The following is a 19,335-nucleotide window of genomic DNA, read 5'->3' on the forward strand; positions in this document are numbered from 1 at the left end:
GAGCCAATCCTCCGCAATTCCAATCCGCGCCTCGTCCGAAAATCGAACTGATTTTCGGAGGCATGCGCCAGCCGGATCAGCCCATGAACCCTCGCACCCGCCAAGCCCTGGAGTTCGTCCTCGACAACCTCGTCTGGTTCATGCTGGTCTTCGTGCTGGTGGTCTTTTCCATCTTCATCCCGAACTATTTCCAGCTCGGCATCTTCGCCAACATCATCGAGGCATCGAGCGTGCTCGGCGTCATGTCGATCGGCCTGGCGCTGGTCATCATCGCCGGCCATATGGACCTCTCGGTCGAATCGGTGGCGGCGCTCAGCGCCATGGCGGTCGGTATCCTCTTTTGCTCGTCAGGCATCGGGCTCGGCGTGCAACTACACCCGGAATGGCTGATGGTGCCGGTTTCGCTGCTGCTGGCGCTGGCCGTCGGCGGCCTGATCGGCGCCTTCAACGGGTTTCTGGTCGTCAAGATCAAGATGAGCGCCTTCATCATCACCCTGGCGTCCTACATCTGGGTGCGCGGCCTGGTGCTGGTCATTTCGGGCGGCCGCTCGGCGCAGGATCTGGCGCCAGCCATCCGCTGGTTCGGCATCCAGCGGCTGATCGGCCTGCCGCTAACCGCCTGGATCGCCATCGCCTGTTTCGTCGTCTTCTCGCTGATCATGGCCAAGACACCGTTTGGCCGGCACTTGGTGATGATCGGCGGCAACGAGACGGCGACCTTCCGCGCCGGCATCCGCGTGAACCGCAACCTCATCATCGCTTTCGTGCTGGCCGGCGCCATTGCCGGCCTTGCCGGCTGGCTGCTGGCGATCCGCACCTCGGGCGCCACCGCCAATCTCGGCGTCGGCCTGCTGTTCAACGCCTTCGCCGCGGTCGTCATCGGCGGCGTCAGCCTGAAGGGCGGCGTCGGCACCCTGCCCGGCGTCTATGCCGGCGTGCTGCTGCTCTCGGCCATCAACACGGCGATCAATCTGATGGGTCTGCCCGCCAACTTCACCCAGGTCATCCACGGCCTGCTGGTGCTGGCCGCCGTGCTGCTCGACGCCTTCAAACAAACCATTCGTCAAAGACTCGCATGACAGGACGGTTCGCATGGCTGGACGGCTAAACGACAAGGTGGCGCTGATCATCGGCAGCGCAAGCGGCATCGGCAAAGGCACCGCACTGCGCTTCGCCGAAGAAGGTGCAAGGCTGGTGCTCGCCGACACCGATGCCGAGGCCGGGCAAGCGACCGCCAACGAAATCGGCGTCCCCTTCATCGGCACCGACATCTCGCAAATGCGCGACGCCGAGGCCGCGGTGGCATTGGCGCTGAAGCATCACGGCCGCCTCGACATCATCGTGCAGAATGCCGGCATCTATCCCTGGCAATTGATCGAGAACACCAGCACCGACGACTGGGACCGCGTCATGGCGGTCAATCTGCGCGGCACCTTCAATGCAACCCGCGCCGCGCTGGTGCCGATGAAGGCGCAGCGCTTTGGGCGCATGCTCTACACCTCTTCCATCACCGGCCCGCATGTCACCAGCCCCGGCCACGGCCACTACGCGGCGACCAAGGCCGGTATCAACGGCTTCATCCGTTCGGCCGCTCTTGAATTCTCCGGCTACGGCATCACCGTCAACGGCGTCGAACCCGGCAACATCCTCACCGAGGCGATCCAGCTGCATCGCGGTGCCGCCTATATCAAGAACATGGAGGAACTCCATCCCGCTCGGCCGGCTAGGCAGTCCGCGCGACGTCGCCAATGCCTTCCTGTTCCTCGCCTCGGACGACGCCAGCTACATCACCGGCACGACCATCGTCGTCGATGGCGGGCAATTGCTGCCCGAAGGCAAGGATTTCCGGATGGTGCCGCCGTGATCCTTGCTTCACGGCCACGAACAGGCTGATCCGGCGCTCCGCAGATCGGCCGGCAAACACTCCCTTATAGGTTGCATGGAACGTAAGCACCTCTCAAGGGTTGTTTATAAAGTGCTGATCAAGGGAGGAACCTGTGAATGGCCGACGAAATCAGAACCGATGATATCTACCAGCGGGCTCATGCTTTGGCAGAGGGTGGTATTCACCAGTGTCCAGCCGAGATCGTTACAGCGTTGCTGGCTGAGGGTTATCCGGAAGCGGCCGAGTTGTTGAACTCCGAAAACATCCGTGCCGACCTTCGCAGGGTTTGCGGTGCGGCGATTGCCAGCGGCCAGCAATGCGCCACAAATCTGGGGCTTCGTTATTGATGCTTATATGCCGGCATGTTCGGTCGACCAAACGCGCCTCACGGCTGGCGGCCGCCGACGTCTGATCAGCCGGGTTTCTTGTACAACAGCAATTCGGGCCGGTATTCGAAATGCATGGTGTCATAGTGATACCAGCGGCCGCCCCAGATGAAGCCGTTCTTCTCGAACAGTTCGACGATCGAGAGCGGAATGCGATTCTTGAAGGGAATGTGTGCCTTGGGGTCGGCTTTGTTTCTGTTGTTGTACCAGTAATCGGAGAAGCCGACATTGATATCGAAGGCTGCGCCGAAAGAGTGGACGCTCAAGCGATCTGTGCCGGCGATGGGCCGCCAGACAAAGCCGCCTCCAGGCTTGAGCCCGTAACGGCTTAGCTCCGCGGGCATGACCTCAAGGGCATCGGAAACCTTGCCCAGCCGGTCGTCGATACCAAAAACCCTGGTGACCTGCACAGTCGTCTTGCCGAGTTTGGGCAGCCATTTGACGTTGGCGACGTGCTTGCCCACTTCCGCGGCACTTGCACCGTAGAGCTTCTCGAAGAAGGCTTCGTTGCGGATACGGCCGGGATCGAAGTCCTCCGCCGGGACCAGCGCGCCAGCACTTGCCGTGGGATAGACATAGCGAAACATGTCCTCGATGTCGGGGGTTTCCAGCAGCGCGTCGGCGTCGCGCGTCTTGCCGTCGTCCCACACCATCGTGGTGCCGTCGGTCCAGGTCAGGACATTGCCCGAGATGGTGAACAGCCCGGGATAGGCCTTGAGCAAGGCGGCCTTGGCGGCGGGCTGGTCCACGCCGTCGCCAACATCCCCCGCATAGGCGAAGCGCACGGTAACGGTGATTGCCAATGCAATCACCAGCTGCAGCAGCAAGCGCCCTGGATGCCTGGTCATTGTCCTGCCTCCCGAAAACTCTCCCCCATTTTTCACGCAATTCGTCGGTTGTCGCACTGGCCGCATATCGTTCAAACCTGCTTACAAAAGTCTCGTCAAGCGCCTCCGGGCCAGACGTGGCTTCCTCCTCGGACGGCGGCTGTCGACGCAGATCTTCGATTGCTTTCCCCAGAACCGCATCCTTGTTCAGCCGACCGCGACCGTTTCAGACGCATGGTGGCCGTCTGCACGGCTGGCGGTGTCGATATCGGGGAATGGATGGTCAGGAAGGGCTATGCGGTCGACTGGCCGAAGTACAGCGCCGGCTTCTATGCCAGGGCTGAAACAGAAGCCAGGACAGCCAAGCGCGGCCTGGGCTGGATCGTTCGATAGGCCTTGGGAATGGCGCAAGCAGATGACGGTGAACTAGACCTATCCATACTACCCACCTTGTTGCTCCGCTTAACCATCAGCATGTTTCCAAGGCCGGCAGGATATCGCTAGTGGTTGGAGGGCGGTCATATTGCGCTCGGCCGGCGCCTTCCCCTGCGAGTTGGCGCCGGATTTAGCAATTAATTCGGAGGCGTTTCCGCCTTCGATGCTAGGCCTATATTCAGCCGCCCATCATCTTTGCCATAGCGCAGAAATCCGCATGCGACTTGTTGAGTGTGGTGTCGCCGCAGTCCTTCAACACCGCCTTCTGTTCGTCGGGTTTCATGGCCATCCATGCGGTCTTGAAATCCTTTTCCGTCTTCAGAGTTTTCATGCCGGCATCGGTGAAGAACGGCGACATCTTTGCCGGGTCGTCGAGCGCGGATGTACTGCCAGCCAGAGCCGAACCAGCCATGATTGCGAGCGCCATCCCGCCCGTTGTGAGCGTCTTGATCATTGTTTCCTCCATAATTAGGTCATTCAGCGTGACCTTCCGGAAAAACGTGATCAGACTGACTCGGTTCCACCGCTTACCGGCTTTGAACTCAGGTAGGTTCGCAAAGCCGGCCTTGATGGCCTCCGTGCGGATGTTCCGAGACGTTGCGGGCGTGCCGCTGGAGCCGGCGACCGAAGGGGGATCGTATCACGGTCACAGACACGCAATGACCGTCACCTCCAGCCGGCCAACTCAGTACATGATCCTTTGCCTCAACCAGGCAAAGAACCCATTCCCTCCAACTGTTGTGCGGACTCGCGCGGCAGCCCAACCCGCTTTCATGGTAGCGCCGGCATGGCAATCGCAGACGATCTCATGGAGTTGCCAGTCGCTCAGTTCGAAAAAGCGCCTTGCCTCGCCGTACGTGTCATCTTTCAGGCCCGACGCGCGTAGCACCGGGTCTGCGAAGGCAACAGCGATTGGTGATCCTTCCCCACGCACCCCGGTACGTTCCTCCAGGCGCAAATATTCGGTCCCTGCAAACGCCGCAAGGCACCGGTCAGGATGTTGTTCGAGAAGTTCGGCCCAACGCTCGATACGCTGGTTCCGTGTCATTGCCGAATATGCAGCCGAAGATTCAATCTTGGCGACCGCATGCAGTTGGTCGAGTGTCTGGTGTTTCATGGTCGGCTCCTGTGGAGAGGGAAACGCCCACGCCTTCAAGGGAATTATCGCGCGCTATGGCTTCGACAAGAGCAGGAAGCTGCAGGAAGAAATCTATCTTCTGACACCACCAAATGGGGCCGATCTGAACACCTTCCGCGGATCGCGCCTATTGGGCTACCCAGCCGTAGGGAGCCGCACCGGTCCTGTGGTGTTCCACTGGATGAACTCGACTTCCTTCCCGGTCACTTCCCGCACGGCCTTCAACAGTGTCTCATGCAGGACACGCGTTGCCCGGTAGTGGTCGCAGTGTGGCGATATGAGCGGCTTCACGATGCTCTTGTGGAGCGCTTCCCCCGCGATGCAGCCAGGCGTCGGCATTCTCCTGCCAGAAAGGCGGCACGGCGCGTTCCTTGCCGTGCGCGCCTGTGCGCCGTACATCCAAGCGTAATTGGCGCGCTCCTGATCCTTCTTAGCGACTGCCACCGTCTTCGTCCCGCTAGCGCCCCAAGGGCTGTTTTGAAAGCGAGACAAGTTCAGCCTCGTCTTTGATGCCGGCCATGTAGTTGGCGATGATGCGGGATGCGATGGCGTCTCGCGCTTCCGGCGACTGGTCTTGAAGCTTCAAATGCTCAAAGACCCTGCCGAGCAAAGCCAACTCTGATGGATCGAAAATGCCGGCCTCATTCGCCCTTGTCCGTATTGGCATGGTTCTCCTCCCGGAAATCCTGCAGCGAAGCGTGCCGCAAATCGTCCTCGCCGCGCAAGTGCTTCACCCGACCGATGATGCCCGGCTTCAGCCACTGCGTCGCCGGCCGCTTCATCCCCTTCGGCGCTGAGCCGGGCGCAACGCGGCGCACCGGCCTGAGAGGACCGGCAGACACCGTTGAATTCATTCAAGAAAAGTGGTGGGCGATGACGGGCTCGAACCGCCGACATCTTCGGTGTAAACGAAGCGCTCTACCAACTGAGCTAATCGCCCGCTCCGGCGCGGACCTTTAAGCGGTCGGGACCGGCTTCGCAAGGCCAAATGAACAGGCGACGCCCTGTTCGCCGGCCGGATTTGTGAACAAAACGCCGGCTGTCAAAAAACCTTCTCCAGTTTGCTGTTATGATGGTTTGGTGCGCTTGACACCCGGTGGCGAACCCCTTATCCAGCGGCCCAACGACGAACACGGCTGACACGTGCTCGTCAATGCGCGGGTGTAGCTCAGTTGGTTAGAGTGCCGGCCTGTCACGCCGGAGGTCGCGGGTTCGAGCCCCGTCACTCGCGCCATTTCTCTCAAGGGTTTCAAACCCTTGGCTTCGGAGAAATGTCGACGTTGGATGTCAAAATCTCTTCTCGCATGTGCGGGGCAGCTGTACCCCGGTCGGCACGTTTCGGCGCGAGCCCGAACCGACTACCGCGGACGCGCTCGATTCCATCCCTGCCGAACTTTTCCCAACTCGCCACGGAGCGGTAGCGTGGAATTTGCCGATGCCAGGTCCGTCGCTGCGCCCTTAGATCCCCGTCTGAAGATCTGGCCGAGGACCAGGCCGATGTATCCCACCTGAAGAATGATGAGCGCAAGAATAGCCCAACCGAGCGCTTTCCAGATGGAGCCGGTTTCTATCTCAGCCCAGATCGCCACGGTGAACGACGTCGCGAACATGCCCACCAAAAATTGCGGAAAATACATATTGCGCAGCACCAGGTCTTGACGGTTTGGCGATTTTCGGCCGTTAAAGGCCCGCCGCTCCGCGAACGGAGCGGCGGGGCCCCCAATTGCCCCCCGATTGCCGAGTTGATGGTTGACCGCGGCATTGCTGGCAATGCAATTGCGGCGCCAAATACAATGACCCATTACGGGACACCTTCGCCAATGGCGCAAGACCGGATTGCCGATTAACATTACCTGTTGCTAATGCGCCACGCAGAAAGGACCAGCGGCGGCGAGGTTTTTGGCAGGCTTGTTGGCCGCGACGCAGGCGATGCGGGTCTAACGACACCGATAAGCAGATCTCCGAAGACGCGCTCAGAATGATCAGCGCAGAGATGTATTCTCGCATTCTGGGCCAGGAATGCCAGCAGGACGGCGCTACCTGCGAAGCCGCATCAAGGATGGTTTCAAAAGGCACTTCGAGAAGATGAGGCTGCAGTTGATCGCGGAGGGGTACACCATCGTGCCCAGCGTGACCGAGACCAACTCACAGTGGACTCGTTCAGAGATGGCATTCGACGCCAAACGGCGGCTCGGCATCCCGCGCCAATTCGGCTGCCGTGATGCATATTGGCTCGACAACAATCGAGACTGGTGAGGGCGCAAGGGACGCTGTCGCGCTCAAACCCTGGCCAGCAGTGCCTCGACCTCCTGCAGCGTCGGCATCGACGGCGCAGTACCCGGGCGCGTCACCGAGATACCAGCCACAGCGCAGGCGAACCGCACCGCTTGCAGCGGCTCCACGCCTCGCGACAGGGCCGCGGCGAAGCCGCCGTTGAAGGCGTCTCCCGCGCCGGTGGTTTCGACCACCGGGCCAGCGCTGATGGCGGGGACATATTCGGAGCGATTCTTGGTGTGCAGCAGCGCACCCTTGTCGCCGAGCGTGACGATGACCGTGCCGACGCCCTTTTCGAGCAGCTTGCCGGCCGCGGCGCGCGCCTCATCGACCGAGGAGACTTTCAGTCCGGTCAATTCCTCGGCTTCGGTCTCGTTCGGCGTGAGATAGTCGCAGAGCGTGTAGATGCGATCGGGAAGCTTTGCCGCGGGAGCGGGGTTGAGGATGGTCGTCACCCCTGCCCCGCGCGCGATCTCCAGCGCCCTGAGCGCCGCGTCGATCGGCTGCTCGAGCTGCGTGACGAAGACGCCGGCGCCACGAATCAAATCCCCATTGGCCTCGATATCGGCCGGCGAGATCAGCATGGCCGCACCAGGACTGACGATGATGGCGTTGTTGCCGCTGCCCTCCTCGACGAAGATGTAGGCGGCGCCCGTATAGCTGTCCGGCGTGTCGATGACGGCGCTTTTGACGCCGGCATCCTGCCAGGTCCGCTTGGCCATATCGGCGAAGGCATCGACACCAAGCCGGGTCAGGAAAGTGGTGTCGGCGCCGAGCTTGCCGGCCGCCACGGCCTGGTTCGAGCCCTTGCCGCCCGGGCCGAGCTTGAACGAGTTGCCGAGGATCGTTTCACCCATGCGCGGCTGGCGATCGGCGCGATAGGCGGTGTCGGCGACAAAGACGCCCAATATGACGATAGGCTTTCCGGCTGCCATATCCCTACTCCGCGTCCGGCGGGATGACGCCCTTGCGGAAGGCGAAGCAGCCATAGAAGCGGCGCTCGCCGGTCTGGATGACGCAATAGGCCTGTTTGGCGCGCTCGTAGAAGGCGTAGCGCTCGACGGAAATCATCGGCCAGGCCTTGCCTTCGGCCTTGTCGATCTCCTTTTGCACTTCCTTCTGCACCGGCGGAATCTCGTCCGGCTTGCCGACGATTTCCATGCGCGCGGCCGAATCATCGACGAATGTATCCAGGGGGTATAGCGACAGCACCGCCTTGACCACTTGCGCCGCCGGCGCGTCGATGCGCAGGAGCTTGCCGTGCACGGTCTGCTTCGCCACCGAATCGGAGGGGAAATTGGTGTCAGCGATGATCAGATCGTCGCCATGGCCCATCGCCCGCAATGCCTGCAGCACGTCGGCATTGAGCAACGGATTGATGCCTTTGAGCATGATGGTCCTCGTGAAATGCGTTTGAGATCAGAGACGTTGAGATCAGAGACGCTGGCCGGTCTCGGCGTCGAAAAGATGGATCTGGTCGAGCCTCGGCTTCAGCGTCAGCGTGTCGCCGGGCTTGAAGTCGTGGCGTTCACGGAACAGCGCCACCATCTCGCCGTCGCCGAAGCGCAGGAACACCAGTGTTTCCGAGCCGGTCGGCTCGACCACCGAAATTTTCGCCGGCACGCCGTCGGGATGGATTTCCAGATGCTCGGGACGGACGCCATAGACGACGGCCTGCCCGTCCTGCGCGGCATTGTCGCCAATCGGGAACAGCGTGCCTGCAATGTCGACGCCGGGTTTGCCGCCCTTACGCATGACGCCCTTGAGCAGGTTCATCGACGGTGAGCCGATGAAGCCCGCGACGAACAGATTGGCCGGCCGGTCGAACAATTCCAGCGGCGCGCCGACCTGCTCGATGCGGCCGTCGCGCATGACGACGATCTTGTCGGCCATGGTCATGGCCTCGATCTGGTCGTGGGTGACGTAGATTGTTGTGGTCTTCAGCCTCTGGTGCAGTTCCTTGATCTCGGTGCGCATCTGCACGCGCAGCTTGGCATCGAGGTTCGAGAGCGGCTCGTCGAACAGGAACACCTGCGGGTTGCGGACGATGGCGCGCCCCATGGCGACGCGCTGGCGCTGGCCGCCGGAGAGCTGCCGGGGATAGCGCTTCAGATAAGGGTTGAGATCGAGGATGTCGGCGGCGCGCTTGACTCGCTCGGCGACCACGGCCGGATCGGTTTTGCGCAGTTTGAGGGCAAAGGCCATGTTCTGCTCGACCGTCTTGTGCGGATAGAGCGCATAGTTCTGGAACACCATGGCGATGTCGCGTTTTGCCGGCGGCAAATGATTGACGACGCGGTCGCCGATGGTGATCGTGCCGCCGGAAACGGTCTCCAGCCCGGCCACCATTCTGAGCAGCGTGGACTTGCCGCAACCCGAGGGGCCGACCAGCACCACGAACTGTCCGTCAGCAATATCGACGCTGACTTCGTGCAGAACCTTGACGGTTCCAAACGCTTTGGCCACCTTGCTGATTGCGACTTGAGCCATATCTCCCCCATCGGCTCCAACTGGCCGTAGGCGCAGAAGCTAACCAACGCGACCTGTCAGGGCAAGTCGGTCTCTTATAGATAAAAACCCAGCCTCGTTGACACGGCGTTTGGTTGTGAGAATAGTGGCGGGCGCTGGTCCAAATGTCGGCACCGATCCGCAATCGGGACTTTAATCGACGCAGGGTGGGGTCCTGCCTAATTCGTATCCGAGCCGGGAGCATCGTTGTGCTTCAGCGTCCGACAGGCGGCCACATCCATTCACACTGATTATGGGAGGAATAGTCGATGAGAACAGGTCTTTACGATAAACTGGTCCGTGCCGGCGCCACGCGTCGCGACATATTGAAGGGTGCGGCCAGCATGGCCGCGATCGCGGCGGCATCCGGTGCCGGGCTCGGTGCCTTCACGCGCCCGGCCTCCGCGGCAAGCGAGCTGCGCTCGAAGATCCTGCAGATTCCGGGCGTTGGCAAAGGCCAGCCGACCGATGCCGATTTCCAGAAGGTCGGCGAACTCTGCCTCGAGGCGACCAAGGCCAATGTCAAGCAAGGCGAATTCGCCGGCGTCGAGCTGACCTTCATGGGCCTCAACAACCAGAACTTGCACAATGTGCTGTTCCGCGGCTTCCTGAAGCCGTGGGAGGCCTATACCGGCGCCAAGATCAGCTGGATCGACCTGGCGCAGGCCGACTACAACGCCCGCCTGCAGCAGTCGATCGCCACCGGCACCGTCGACTTCGACATCATCGAGATGGGTGCGCCCTTCGAAGGCGATGTCTGCGGCAAGGGCCTGACCTCCGAGATGCCCGACTGGGTCAAGAAGCAGATCGATTTCGACGATCTGGTCAATTATCTGAAGCCGCCGGTCGGCACCTGGGACGGCAAGCAGTATCGCGTCACCATCGACGGCGACACGCACAACTTCAACTACCGCACCGACGTGTTCGCCGATGCCGACCTCGCCAAGCAGTGGAAGGACGGCGGCGGGGCCGGAGAATGGGGCGTGCCGAAGACCTGGCAGCAGGTGCAGGCCGTGACCAAATTCCTCAAGGGCAAGAAATTCAAGGGCCAGGACGTTTATGGCTATCTCGATGCGCCCAAGCCCTGGGGCGGTTTCGGTTTCTACTTCCTCGGCAGCCGCGCCACCGCCTATGCCAAGCATCCCGATGACAAAGCATGGCTGTTCGACGCCGATACGATGAAGCCGCGCATCAACAATCCGGCCTGGGTGCGCGCCATCCAGGACGTGATCGACGCGCTGCCCTCCGAACCGGCGGACCAGATCAACGCCGACCCGAACACCACCGGCTTCCAGCAGTTCCTGGCCGGCACCGGCTCGATGATCCCCTGGTGGGGCGACATCGGCTCCAACGTCAAGACCAACGATTCTTCGGTCATCGGCGACGTCACCGGCTTCTCGATCCTGCCGGGTTCAGACGACGTCTACAATTCCAAGACCGGCAAGTGGGAAAAGCTCGCCAGCGGGCCGAACTATTCGCCGAACTGCGCCTATCTCGGCTGGGGCGTCTATGTCATGGCCCGCGTCGACAAGGACGAGAAGAAGAAAAAGGCGGCCTGGTCCGCAGCCGCCCATCTCGGCGGCAAGGACCTGTCGATCTGGACGGCGATGTATCCGTCTGGCTTCCAGCCCTACCGCAACTCGCATTTCGATATTCCGGAGTGGGTGGCGGCCGGCTACGACGAGGCCTTCATCACCTCCTACCTCAAGTCGGAAGGCGACAGCTACAACCATCCGAACGCGGCGATCGAGCCACGCATCCCCGGCATCTTCCAGTACTATTCCGCCGCCGAGGACATTCTGGCCAACACTTTCGCCGGCAAGATGAAGGCGCAGGAAGGCGCCGATGCCATCGCGGCGGCCTGGGAAAAGCTCACCGACCAGATCGGCCGCGAAAAGCAGATCAAGCTCTACAAGGCCTCGCTCGGCCTGGCCTGATCGCAGCGTGAACCTGGGTCCGGCGACGAAAGCCGCCGGACCCTGTCTTGACCGGCACCGCCGGTCGCGAAGTGCCTTCTGCAACCGGACGAGACGCGTGGCTGACCAGATTTTGCCCACCAAGGATTGGCCGGCAAACGCCGTCCATCCGACCTGATACCGCCAGGCCGCAAACGCTTGGGCTGGGCGGTGATGGCCGCTGCGACGCTCGGCCTGCTGGCAACGATCCTTGTCCAGATCCTCTACAAGAGCGAGGTCGACACGATCGGCTTCGAGACATGGCGTCCCGTGGTCTACGCCTATGTGCTGTGGGGCGTGGCACTCGGCATCGGCCAGGTGCTGACGCGTGGCGAGGACGGCCAGCGCGCGCTGTTCCTGCTGCCGGCGCTGCTCTTCACCATCGCCATGGTGATCTTCCCGACGCTGTTCGGTTTCTACATCGCGCTGACCGACTGGAATCTCTCCTCCTTCAGCGGGCGCAGGTTCAACGGGCTCGACAATTTCTGGCAGATGCTGGCAGATCCCTACTACCGCAATGCGCTGTTCAATATGGTGCTCTATGTGCTGGCGGTGCTGGTCGAATATGTCATCGCCTTCGGCTTGGCGCTGCTGCTCAACGCGCAGATCCGGGCGCGTAAATTCTTCCGTGTCGTCTTCCTGATGCCGCTGATGCTGTCGCCGGTCGCGGTGTCGTGGATGGTCGGCAAGTCACTGATGGAATATCGCTTCGGCCCGGCGGCGACACTGGCGCGCCATCTCGGCTGGGAAAACCCGGCCTTCTTCTCGGATCCGATCATCGCTCGCATCTCGATCATGGTGCTGGATGCCTGGACCTTCATCCCGTTCATGATGATCATGCTGCTCGCTGGCCTGCAGGCGATGTCGCGTGAGATCCTCGAAGCCGCACGGGTCGACGGCGCCAATGCGTGGCAGACCTTCTGGCAGGTCACCTTTCCGCTGATGCTGCCGGTGTCGGTGACGGCGGTCATCCTGCGCATCATCTTCAAGCTGAAGCTGGCCGACATCATCATCACGGTGACCTCGGGTGGGCCTGGTGGCGCCACCGATTCCGTCTCCAGCTTCATCTACCGCGAATACCGCGACCGCTCCAATGTCGGCTATGGCACCATGCTGGCGATGGCCTATCTGGTCATCATCATCGTGTTCGTGACCTGGCTGCTGAAATTCGCCAACCGCTTCGTGCGCAACGTCAACTGAGCGGTGGGATCATGAGCGTTCAAACCACCGAATACACCGTTTCCGAAATCCGCTCTCCGGCGAGCTTCATCACCAGCCGCGTCTTCATTTATGGCGCGCTCGTGTTCTGGGCTTTCATCTGCCTGTTCCCGATCTACTGGACGCTAACGACCTCGTTCAAATCGGCGGTCGACGTCACCCAAGGCCATCTGATCCCCTTCGTCGACTTCCAGCCGGACTGGAAGGGCTGGCGATCGCTCGGCCTCTCGCCCGATTCGATCTTCGAGACCTCGACGGTGCGCGACGAGTTCTTCAAGCGCTTCATGAATTCGGTCATCACCTCGGTCGGCGCGTCGAGCCTCGCCATCGTCATCGGCAGCCTCGCCGCCTACGGCCTCACGCGCTACCGCTACAAGTTCGCCTGGTTCAAGAACGAGGACATCTCCTTCTTCTTCCTGTCGCAGCTGATCCTACCGCCCGTGGTGCTCGCCCTGCCCTTCCTGGTGCTCTACCGGGAAGTCGGCCTGCTCGACACGCGCATCGGGCTGATCCTGCTCTACACGCTGATGGTGCTGCCGATCGTCATCTGGATCATGCGCGACCAGTTCAACTCAATCCCGGTCGAACTGGAGGAAGCAGCCCTCGTCGACGGCCTGTCGATCTGGGGCGCGTTTTTCCGCATCGTCATGCCGATCGCGCTGCCGGGCATGGTCGCCGCCTTCATCCTGGCGATGGTGCTGTGCTGGAACGAGTATTTCTTCGCCGCCCTTCTGACCTCGACCGACGCCAAGACCATTCCAGTCATGGTGGCGAGCCAGACCGGCTCGCAAGGCATCAACTGGTGGTCGATGGCAGCCCTTGCCACCGCCGCGATTGCACCGCTGGCGGTCATCGGCATTGCTTTGGAACGCTATCTGATCATGGGCATGACCGCGGGAGCCGTGAAGTGACGAACCAATACTGGTTCGCACGCAACATCCGTGTCGGTTATGTCGGCCGCGACCGCTATGGCAAGGGTGTCATGCCGATCGCCTGGCAGGGTCGCGCCGTCATCGCCGGCTTTGTGCTGGCGATGGTCTGCGGCGGCCTGCTCATGGCGCTGGTGGGCTTTTACGCCGATCACCTGGCGCTTGGCATAGCCCTCTACGTCATCCTGGCGATAGCCGGTGCCGGCATGTTCATCTGGGCCGTGGCCACCAAGAGCGATCCGGACAAGTCGATCGCCGACTACCGGGCGGAGCGGTTGAAAAGCCGGGGTTAGGCCTTCAGGATCGCGCGCAGGTGGTCCATGATCATGGCGACGCCCTTTTGCCCCAGTTCAGCCGATGCGTCCTTGGCATCAGCCGTATACCAGCCGGTATTGTCGGCGAAGTGCACGGCATCGACAGCCTCCGGACATAGCGCCAGCATCAGCGATGTCTCTCCAATGCCGGCATGGTCGAACGGGTACTTGCCGTTCATGGCGGCCGGCATCAGCGGATGCACCTGCACCCAGTTGAAAAAATTTTCACCGGCGGCATGTCCGGCATAATAGTCGGCCATGTCCTTCGAGCCCCACCAGCCCTCGCCGCGCTGCTTCTCGAGGAAGCGGAAGATCGCCTGGCGGCCGGCGGTCTTGAAGGCGAGATCGGTCGGCATGCCGGCGGCGAAGTTTTCCGTCTGGTGATGGATGATGGCGTGGATGTTGCGGAAGCCGATGCGCAGCAGGCTGTAGAACAGCTCCTCGCCGAACGGCGCGAGCTGATTGCCGCCGACCTGCACGGAACCTGTGCCTTCCGGCGGCGCCACTGCGTAGCTCGCCGCGCCGTAATAGAAGGGCGGCAGGATGACGACATCCCTCTCCTTCTCGAACAGTTCGAGCGTCTTGATGACGGCCAGCGTGTCCATGCCGACGGCCATGTGCTCGCCATGGTATTCGAGCACTCCGAGCGGCAGCGCGACCGGCCAATTCTGCGCGATCGCCTTGCGGATCTGGTGCGGCAGCATCAGCTCATAGCGCATGATCTATTCCATGTTGGTGTGGCGGGCACGCATGGCTTCGGACGACGCACCGGTCAGCGATTTGAGCTTCAGCACCATCACTTCGAACAGCAGGAACAGCGCGCCTTCGAACACCGAGCCCATCGGCAGCACCGATGTCCTTTGCGACCCCTGGTCATTGGCCATGGTTTGGGCCGGGATGAGCAGCGTGGTGTCGGCCAGTTTGGCCGCACTGCCGTCGGCCTGGGCGGTCAGCAGCAGATTGGTCGCGCTGGCGTCGCGCGCGACGCGCATCAAGGTGAGCACCGTCGAGGTCTCTCCCGGCCCGGAACTGGCCAGGAAGACATCACCAGGCCCCAAGGGCGGCGTGGTCATGTCGCCGACCACCGAGACCGGCAGGCCGAGATGATAGAGCCGCATGGCGAAACCCTTGACCTGCAAGGCCTCGCGGCCGCAGCCATAGACGACGATCTGCCTGGCTTCGGCCAACAGCTTGCAGGCGGCGTCGATCTGGCTGTCATCCACCCGCGCCAGCACGGCGCCCAGTTCGTCGAGCGCGGTCTTGAACAGGGTTTCGCTCCGGTCGCTCACGGCAAACCCGCCCTCGAAATCATCTTGCGATTTCCCACGAACAGCTTGATTTCGTTCATGCTAGCAATCGCGAAAATGCGTGTCCAACGCTGTGCAACGCTTTTGCGGGGCCACAGGCGTGATAGTGTCATGTCAGACAAATCAGCTCAGACAGATCAACCCGGGAAAACTGCAGGACATGAAGACACGGCATTTCGACCGCATCGGCAATGGCGGCCTCACCTTTACGGAACTCGGCTTCGGCACGGCACCGCTCGGCAATCTCTACCGTGCCGTTTCGGACGAGGATGCCAATGCCACGCTCGACGCCGCCTGGGCGACCGGCTGCCGCTATTACGACACCGCGCCGCTCTATGGGCTCGGCCTGTCGGAAACACGACTCAACCCATTCCTGCGCGGCAAGAGGCGCGACGACTATGTGCTGTCGAGCAAGGTCGGTCGCCTCATGCGCGCCTGCCCGCCGGAAGAGCGCACGGGCATCGGCAAGTTCTTCGACACGCCTTCGCGGCGCGAGGTCTACGACTACAGCTATGACGGCGTGATGCGCTCATTCGAGGCCTCGCTCGAGCGGCTTGGTGTCGACCGCATCGACATCCTGTTCGTGCATGATGTCGACATCTTCACCCATGGCAGCAAGGAGGCGTCCGACCAGCGCATCGAGGAATTCATGCGCTCGGGCTATTACGGGCTGCTGTCGCTGCGCGACCAGGGTGCGATCAAGGCGTTCGGCGGCGGCATCAACGAATGGCAGGTTGCCCAGACCCTGGCCGAGCGCGGCGATTTCGACCTGTTCCTGCTTGCCGGGCGCTACACGCTGCTGGAACAGGAGGCGCTGACATCCTTTCTGCCGCTCTGCCAGAAGCGCGGCATCGGCATCGTGCTGGGCGGTCCCTACAATTCCGGCATCCTGGCGACAGGGCCGAAGCCCGGCGCCTACTACAACTATTCCGAGGCACCGAAGGACGTGCTCGAGCGGGTCGCCGGTATCGAGGCGGTCTGCAAACGCCATGGTGTCAGGCTGATCGAGGCCGCGCTGCAATTTCCGGCGCTGCATCCGGCGGTCGTCTCGGTGATCCCCGGCGGCCAGCGGCCAAGCGAGGTCGAAAGCAACCGGTCACTGCTCGACGCGAAGCTGCCCGCGGCGCTCTGGGCCGACCTCAAGAAGGAAGGCTTGATACGCGCTGATGCGCCGACCGCATAACGCGGCGATCATTCACCGCCGCAGGCGCAAAAATGAAAAGCCGGGCGAGCCCGGCTTTTCTGTCTCTCTGAAAAGAAAAACGCGCTTAGTTGACTGCGTCCTTCAGGCCTTTGCCGGCCGAGAACTTCGGCACGGTGCGTGCCGGGATCTTCACTTCGGCGCCGGTCTGCGGGTTGCGGCCGGTCGAGGCCGCACGCTTTGACACGGTGAAATTGCCAAAGCCGACAAGCCGGACATCGCCGCCCTTCTTCAGTTCGCCGGTGATCACGGAAAATACCGCATCGACCGCCGACTGCGCGTCACCCTTCGAAATGCTCGCGGCGTCGGCGACAGCGGACACCAGTTCGTTCTTGTTCATAAAAATTCCCTTCCATGAGAACACCGGAACTAACGACTCATCCGGCAGGAAACGGACTTTAGAAGAAGCGTTCCCGCAACCAAGTCGAAAAGGCAGGAAAAAAGCGGAAAAAGCCCGGAAATCCGGGGTTTTTCACATGAAAAAGCCGGGCGCGAGGCCCGGCTTTCCGTTTGTGCACTGCAACCTTAACAAATATCAATGCGCGAGCGACTTTCCAGCGTCGTCGGCACTGTCGGTCGAGGCCGGCGGATTGACCGGTTCGACCCATTCGATCGGCTCCGGCATACGCACCAATGCGTGGCGCAACACCTCACCGACGCGCGAGACCGGAATGATCTCCATGCCGTTTTTCACATTGTCCGGAATCTCCGCCAGATCCTTGGCGTTGTCTTCCGGGATCAGCACCTTCTTGATGCCGCCGCGCAGCGCGGCGAGCAGCTTCTCCTTGAGGCCGCCGATCGGCAAGATGCGGCCGCGAAGCGTTATCTCGCCCGTCATAGCCACGTCGGCCCGGACCGGAATGCCCGTCAGAACCGACACGATGGCTGTCGCCATGGCGGCACCCGCAGACGGGCCGTCCTTCGGCGTGGCGCCTTCCGGCAAGTGGACGTGGATGTCGCGCTTGTCGAACAGCGGCGGTTCGATGCCGAAATCGATGGCGCGCGAGCGGACATAGGAGGCCGCCGCCGAAATCGATTCCTTCATCACGTCGCGCAGATTGCCGGTCACCGTCATGCGGCCCTTGCCGGGCATCATGACGCCTTCGACCGTCAGCAACTCGCCGCCGACTTCCGTCCAGGCAAGACCGGTGACGACACCGACCTGATCGTCAGCCTCGACCTGACCGAAGCGGAAGCGCTGGACACCGAGGTAATCGGCGAGATTCGCCGCCGTGATGTTCACCGTCTTCTTCTTCGTCTTCAGGATCTCGGTCACGGCCTTGCGCCCAAGCTTCATCAGCTCGCGCTCCAGGCTCCGGACGCCCGCTTCACGGGTGTAGGTCTGAACGATTCCGCGGATCGCGTCCTCGCTGACGGAGAACTCCTTCGGCTGCAGCGCGTGATCGCGGATCACCTTCGGCATCAAGTGCCGCTTGGCGATCTCGATCTTCTCGTCCTCGGTGTAACCGGCGATACGGATGATCTCCATGCGGTCCATCAAAGGCGCAGGGATGTTCAGCGTATTCGCCGTCGTCACGAACATCACGCTCGACAGATCGTATTCGACCTCGAGGTAGTGATCCATGAACGTCGAGTTCTGCTCGGGATCGAGCACCTCGAGCAGCGCCGATGACGGATCGCCACGGAAGTCCTGGCCCATCTTGTCGATCTCGTCGAGCAGGAAGAGCGGATTGGACTTCTTCGCCTTCTTCATCGACTGGATGACCTTGCCGGGCATTGAGCCGATATAAGTGCGGCGGTGGCCACGGATCTCGGCCTCGTCGCGCACGCCGCCCAGCGCCATGCGGATGAACTCACGTCCAGTCGCCTTGGCGATCGACTTGCCGAGCGAGGTCTTGCCGACGCCGGGAGGTCCGACGAGGCACAGGATCGGCCCCTTCAGCTTCTTCTGCCGGCTTTGGACGGCGAGATACTCGACGATGCGCTCCTTGACCTTGTCGAGACCGAAGTGATCGGTATCGAGCACGTTCTGCGCGAAAGCCAGGTCCTGCTTGACCTTGGAGTTCTTGCCCCACGGTATCGACAGGATCCAGTCGAGATAGTTGCGCACCACGGTCGATTCCGCCGACATCGGCGACATCGTCCTGAGCTTCTTCAATTCAGCTTCCGCCTTTTCGCGGGCCTCCTTGGAGAGCTTGGTCTTCTTGATGCGCGCCTCGATCTCGGCGGCCTCGTCGCGCCCGTCCTCGCCTTCGCCGAGCTCCTTCTGGATCGCCTTCATCTGCTCGTTGAGGTAGTACTCGCGCTGCGTCTTCTCCATCTGGCGCTTGACGCGCGAGCGGATGCGCTTCTCCACCTGCAGGACGGAGATTTCGGCTTCCATGAAGCCCATCGCCTTTTCCAGCCGCTCCTTGACCGAGAGCGTGGCCAGCATTTCCTGCTTTTCAGGGATCTTGATGGCGAGATGCGAGGCAACCGTATCGGCGAGCTTGGAATAGTCGTCGATCTGGCTGGCAGCGCCCACCACTTCGGGCGAGATCTTCTTGTTCAGCTTGACGTAATTTTCGAAGTCGGTGACGACCGAGCGGGCAAGCGCCTCGACCTCGACCTCTTCCTCTTCCGGCTCGACCAGCGCCGTGGCGCGGGCTTCGTGGAAGTCGGGACGGTCGGTGAAGGAGACGATTTTGGCACGCGAAGCGCCCTCGACCAGAACCTTGACGGTGCCGTCGGGCAGCTTCAGCAATTGCAGCACATTGGCGAGCGTGCCGATGTCGAAGATGGCATCGGGCTCGGGATCGTCATCGGCGGCATTCATCTGGGTGGCAAGCAGGATCTGCTTCTCCTGACCCATCACCTCTTCCAGCGCCTTGATCGACTTTTCGCGCCCGACAAAGAGCGGAACGATCATGTGCGGAAACACCACGATGTCGCGCAGTGGGAGGACTGCGAAGACGCCGTCGCTGGGAGCCTTGGATATTTTGGCCATTGTCCAACCTT

22 protein-coding genes, 2 tRNA genes and 2 pseudogenes are annotated in these 19,335 nt (G+C 61.7%); 11 read left to right on the top strand and 15 right to left on the bottom strand.

Features of this window, described 5'->3' with window-relative positions; all coding sequences use genetic code 11:
* Window positions 1–83: 83 nt before the first annotated feature.
* From AC0V8S_RS25985 to AC0V8S_RS25995, 3 genes and pseudogenes are all read left to right on the top strand, one after another.
* A complete protein-coding gene (locus tag AC0V8S_RS25985; RefSeq protein ID WP_183458543.1) occupies window positions 84–1,079 on the top strand; it encodes an ABC transporter permease in 996 nt (331 codons plus the stop codon).
* A gap of 13 nt (window positions 1,080–1,092) precedes the next feature.
* Window positions 1,093–1,864, top strand: a pseudogene (locus AC0V8S_RS25990) (SDR family NAD(P)-dependent oxidoreductase).
* A gap of 137 nt (window positions 1,865–2,001) precedes the next feature.
* Window positions 2,002–2,232 carry a hypothetical protein gene (locus tag AC0V8S_RS25995; RefSeq protein WP_475434267.1) on the top strand — a complete coding sequence of 77 codons (231 nt, stop codon included), beginning with the start codon at window positions 2,002–2,004 and terminating at the stop codon, window positions 2,230–2,232.
* 65 nt (window positions 2,233–2,297) lie between these two features.
* Here AC0V8S_RS25995 and AC0V8S_RS26000 read toward each other — a convergent pair whose 3' ends face one another.
* The gene (locus AC0V8S_RS26000) at window positions 2,298–3,119 is read right to left on the bottom strand and encodes a M15 family metallopeptidase (protein WP_475434269.1); all 822 of its coding nucleotides are present in this window, start codon (window positions 3,117–3,119) and stop codon (window positions 2,298–2,300) included.
* Window positions 3,120–3,332: 213 nt separating this feature from the next.
* Between AC0V8S_RS26000 and AC0V8S_RS26005 the strand changes: the two genes are divergently transcribed.
* The gene (locus AC0V8S_RS26005; protein WP_179298025.1) at window positions 3,333–3,491 is read left to right on the top strand and encodes a thermonuclease family protein; all 159 of its coding nucleotides are present in this window, start codon (window positions 3,333–3,335) and stop codon (window positions 3,489–3,491) included.
* A gap of 220 nt (window positions 3,492–3,711) precedes the next feature.
* On the opposite strand, the gene AC0V8S_RS26010 is transcribed toward AC0V8S_RS26005, so the two are convergent.
* The 6 genes from AC0V8S_RS26010 to AC0V8S_RS26035 all read right to left on the bottom strand — a co-directional run bounded on the left by AC0V8S_RS26010 (window position 3,712) and on the right by AC0V8S_RS26035 (window position 5,611).
* Window positions 3,712–3,987, bottom strand: a complete 276-nt coding sequence (locus AC0V8S_RS26010) for a hypothetical protein (protein WP_475434271.1) — start codon at window positions 3,985–3,987, stop codon at window positions 3,712–3,714.
* A gap of 231 nt (window positions 3,988–4,218) precedes the next feature.
* Window positions 4,219–4,650: a hypothetical protein gene (locus AC0V8S_RS26015; RefSeq protein ID WP_095201523.1), complete on the bottom strand. Its 432-nt coding sequence runs from the start codon at window positions 4,648–4,650 to the stop codon at window positions 4,219–4,221.
* A gap of 156 nt (window positions 4,651–4,806) precedes the next feature.
* Entirely contained in the window at window positions 4,807–5,115 is a 309-nt protein-coding gene (locus AC0V8S_RS26020) for a hypothetical protein (RefSeq protein WP_475434273.1), read from the bottom strand.
* 13 nt (window positions 5,116–5,128) lie between these two features.
* Window positions 5,129–5,338 carry a hypothetical protein gene (locus tag AC0V8S_RS26025; protein WP_095201524.1) on the bottom strand — a complete coding sequence of 70 codons (210 nt, stop codon included), beginning with the start codon at window positions 5,336–5,338 and terminating at the stop codon, window positions 5,129–5,131.
* On the bottom strand, window positions 5,313–5,513 hold the full coding sequence (locus tag AC0V8S_RS26030) for a hypothetical protein (RefSeq protein WP_475434274.1): 201 nt from the start codon (window positions 5,511–5,513) through the stop codon (window positions 5,313–5,315). Before AC0V8S_RS26030 ends, AC0V8S_RS26025 begins: the two co-directional genes overlap by 26 nt.
* 22 nt (window positions 5,514–5,535) lie before the next feature.
* A tRNA-Val gene (locus tag AC0V8S_RS26035) sits at window positions 5,536–5,611 on the bottom strand.
* A 217-nt stretch (window positions 5,612–5,828) separates the two neighbouring features.
* Between AC0V8S_RS26035 and AC0V8S_RS26040 the strand changes: the two genes are divergently transcribed.
* Window positions 5,829–5,905 (top strand) — tRNA-Asp (locus AC0V8S_RS26040).
* A gap of 124 nt (window positions 5,906–6,029) precedes the next feature.
* Here the strand turns inward: AC0V8S_RS26040 and AC0V8S_RS26045 are convergent.
* A complete protein-coding gene (locus tag AC0V8S_RS26045; protein ID WP_475434276.1) occupies window positions 6,030–6,473 on the bottom strand; it encodes a hypothetical protein in 444 nt (147 codons plus the stop codon).
* A gap of 217 nt (window positions 6,474–6,690) precedes the next feature.
* On the opposite strand from AC0V8S_RS26045, the gene AC0V8S_RS26050 reads away from it, so the two are divergent.
* Window positions 6,691–6,927, top strand: a complete 237-nt coding sequence (locus AC0V8S_RS26050) for a hypothetical protein (protein ID WP_475434278.1) — start codon at window positions 6,691–6,693, stop codon at window positions 6,925–6,927.
* 23 nt (window positions 6,928–6,950) lie between these two features.
* On the opposite strand, the gene rbsK is transcribed toward AC0V8S_RS26050, so the two are convergent.
* The 3 genes from rbsK to AC0V8S_RS26065 are packed head-to-tail and all read right to left on the bottom strand — an operon-like array spanning window position 6,951 to window position 9,435.
* On the bottom strand, window positions 6,951–7,880 hold the full coding sequence (gene rbsK, locus AC0V8S_RS26055) for a ribokinase (RefSeq protein ID WP_475434280.1): 930 nt from the start codon (window positions 7,878–7,880) through the stop codon (window positions 6,951–6,953).
* 4 nt (window positions 7,881–7,884) lie between these two features.
* Window positions 7,885–8,337, bottom strand: coding sequence for an RbsD/FucU family protein (locus tag AC0V8S_RS26060; protein ID WP_183458532.1), 453 nt, complete (start codon window positions 8,335–8,337; stop codon window positions 7,885–7,887).
* Window positions 8,338–8,379: 42 nt separating this feature from the next.
* On the bottom strand, window positions 8,380–9,435 hold the full coding sequence (locus tag AC0V8S_RS26065) for an ABC transporter ATP-binding protein (RefSeq protein ID WP_095201528.1): 1,056 nt from the start codon (window positions 9,433–9,435) through the stop codon (window positions 8,380–8,382).
* A gap of 287 nt (window positions 9,436–9,722) precedes the next feature.
* Between AC0V8S_RS26065 and AC0V8S_RS26070 the strand changes: the two genes are divergently transcribed.
* From AC0V8S_RS26070 to AC0V8S_RS26085, 4 genes and pseudogenes are all read left to right on the top strand, one after another.
* A complete protein-coding gene (locus AC0V8S_RS26070) occupies window positions 9,723–11,390 on the top strand; it encodes an ABC transporter substrate-binding protein (protein WP_183458531.1) in 1,668 nt (555 codons plus the stop codon).
* A gap of 97 nt (window positions 11,391–11,487) precedes the next feature.
* Window positions 11,488–12,608, top strand: a pseudogene (locus AC0V8S_RS26075) (carbohydrate ABC transporter permease).
* Window positions 12,609–12,619: 11 nt separating this feature from the next.
* Window positions 12,620–13,537, top strand: coding sequence for a carbohydrate ABC transporter permease (locus tag AC0V8S_RS26080; protein WP_095201531.1), 918 nt, complete (start codon window positions 12,620–12,622; stop codon window positions 13,535–13,537).
* The gene (locus AC0V8S_RS26085) at window positions 13,534–13,848 is read left to right on the top strand and encodes a hypothetical protein (RefSeq protein ID WP_183458529.1); all 315 of its coding nucleotides are present in this window, start codon (window positions 13,534–13,536) and stop codon (window positions 13,846–13,848) included. Before AC0V8S_RS26080 ends, AC0V8S_RS26085 begins: the two co-directional genes overlap by 4 nt.
* On the opposite strand, the gene AC0V8S_RS26090 is transcribed toward AC0V8S_RS26085, so the two are convergent.
* On the bottom strand, window positions 13,845–14,588 hold the full coding sequence (locus AC0V8S_RS26090) for a creatininase family protein (RefSeq protein ID WP_183458528.1): 744 nt from the start codon (window positions 14,586–14,588) through the stop codon (window positions 13,845–13,847). The genes AC0V8S_RS26085 and AC0V8S_RS26090 overlap by 4 nt on opposite strands.
* A 3-nt stretch (window positions 14,589–14,591) precedes the next feature.
* On the bottom strand, window positions 14,592–15,158 hold the full coding sequence (locus tag AC0V8S_RS26095; protein WP_183458527.1) for an SIS domain-containing protein: 567 nt from the start codon (window positions 15,156–15,158) through the stop codon (window positions 14,592–14,594).
* Between the two features lie 178 nt (window positions 15,159–15,336).
* Between AC0V8S_RS26095 and AC0V8S_RS26100 the strand changes: the two genes are divergently transcribed.
* A complete protein-coding gene (locus tag AC0V8S_RS26100; protein WP_475434283.1) occupies window positions 15,337–16,359 on the top strand; it encodes an aldo/keto reductase in 1,023 nt (340 codons plus the stop codon).
* 85 nt (window positions 16,360–16,444) lie between these two features.
* Here AC0V8S_RS26100 and AC0V8S_RS26105 read toward each other — a convergent pair whose 3' ends face one another.
* Together AC0V8S_RS26105 and lon are read right to left on the bottom strand one after the other, a co-directional pair.
* Window positions 16,445–16,717 carry an HU family DNA-binding protein gene (locus tag AC0V8S_RS26105; RefSeq protein WP_006201846.1) on the bottom strand — a complete coding sequence of 91 codons (273 nt, stop codon included), beginning with the start codon at window positions 16,715–16,717 and terminating at the stop codon, window positions 16,445–16,447.
* A 195-nt stretch (window positions 16,718–16,912) separates the two neighbouring features.
* Window positions 16,913–19,324, bottom strand: a complete 2,412-nt coding sequence (gene lon, locus AC0V8S_RS26110) for an endopeptidase La (RefSeq protein WP_095201702.1) — start codon at window positions 19,322–19,324, stop codon at window positions 16,913–16,915.
* Window positions 19,325–19,335: the final 11 nt, after the last annotated feature.

The sequence above is a fragment of the Mesorhizobium oxytropidicola genome (assembly GCF_056174625.1).

Coding starts and splice junctions, on each gene's coding strand:
- AC0V8S_RS25985 (WP_183458543.1), top strand. CDS start 84: ATGAACCCTCGCACCCGCCAAGCCCTGGAGTTCGTCCTCGACAACCTC.
- rbsK (WP_475434280.1), bottom strand. CDS start 7,880: ATGGCAGCCGGAAAGCCTATCGTCATATTGGGCGTCTTTGTCGCCGAC.
- AC0V8S_RS26000 (WP_475434269.1), bottom strand. CDS start 3,119: ATGACCAGGCATCCAGGGCGCTTGCTGCTGCAGCTGGTGATTGCATTG.
- AC0V8S_RS26025 (WP_095201524.1), bottom strand. CDS start 5,338: ATGCCAATACGGACAAGGGCGAATGAGGCCGGCATTTTCGATCCATCA.
- AC0V8S_RS25995 (WP_475434267.1), top strand. CDS start 2,002: ATGGCCGACGAAATCAGAACCGATGATATCTACCAGCGGGCTCATGCT.
- AC0V8S_RS26050 (WP_475434278.1), top strand. CDS start 6,691: ATGCCAGCAGGACGGCGCTACCTGCGAAGCCGCATCAAGGATGGTTTC.
- AC0V8S_RS26090 (WP_183458528.1), bottom strand. CDS start 14,588: ATGCGCTATGAGCTGATGCTGCCGCACCAGATCCGCAAGGCGATCGCG.
- AC0V8S_RS26070 (WP_183458531.1), top strand. CDS start 9,723: ATGAGAACAGGTCTTTACGATAAACTGGTCCGTGCCGGCGCCACGCGT.
- AC0V8S_RS26080 (WP_095201531.1), top strand. CDS start 12,620: ATGAGCGTTCAAACCACCGAATACACCGTTTCCGAAATCCGCTCTCCG.
- AC0V8S_RS26010 (WP_475434271.1), bottom strand. CDS start 3,987: ATGATCAAGACGCTCACAACGGGCGGGATGGCGCTCGCAATCATGGCT.
- AC0V8S_RS26005 (WP_179298025.1), top strand. CDS start 3,333: ATGGTGGCCGTCTGCACGGCTGGCGGTGTCGATATCGGGGAATGGATG.
- AC0V8S_RS26015 (WP_095201523.1), bottom strand. CDS start 4,650: ATGAAACACCAGACACTCGACCAACTGCATGCGGTCGCCAAGATTGAA.
- AC0V8S_RS26105 (WP_006201846.1), bottom strand. CDS start 16,717: ATGAACAAGAACGAACTGGTGTCCGCTGTCGCCGACGCCGCGAGCATT.
- AC0V8S_RS26060 (WP_183458532.1), bottom strand. CDS start 8,337: ATGCTCAAAGGCATCAATCCGTTGCTCAATGCCGACGTGCTGCAGGCA.
- AC0V8S_RS26065 (WP_095201528.1), bottom strand. CDS start 9,435: ATGGCTCAAGTCGCAATCAGCAAGGTGGCCAAAGCGTTTGGAACCGTC.
- lon (WP_095201702.1), bottom strand. CDS start 19,324: ATGGCCAAAATATCCAAGGCTCCCAGCGACGGCGTCTTCGCAGTCCTC.
- AC0V8S_RS26045 (WP_475434276.1), bottom strand. CDS start 6,473: ATGGGTCATTGTATTTGGCGCCGCAATTGCATTGCCAGCAATGCCGCG.
- AC0V8S_RS26100 (WP_475434283.1), top strand. CDS start 15,337: ATGAAGACACGGCATTTCGACCGCATCGGCAATGGCGGCCTCACCTTT.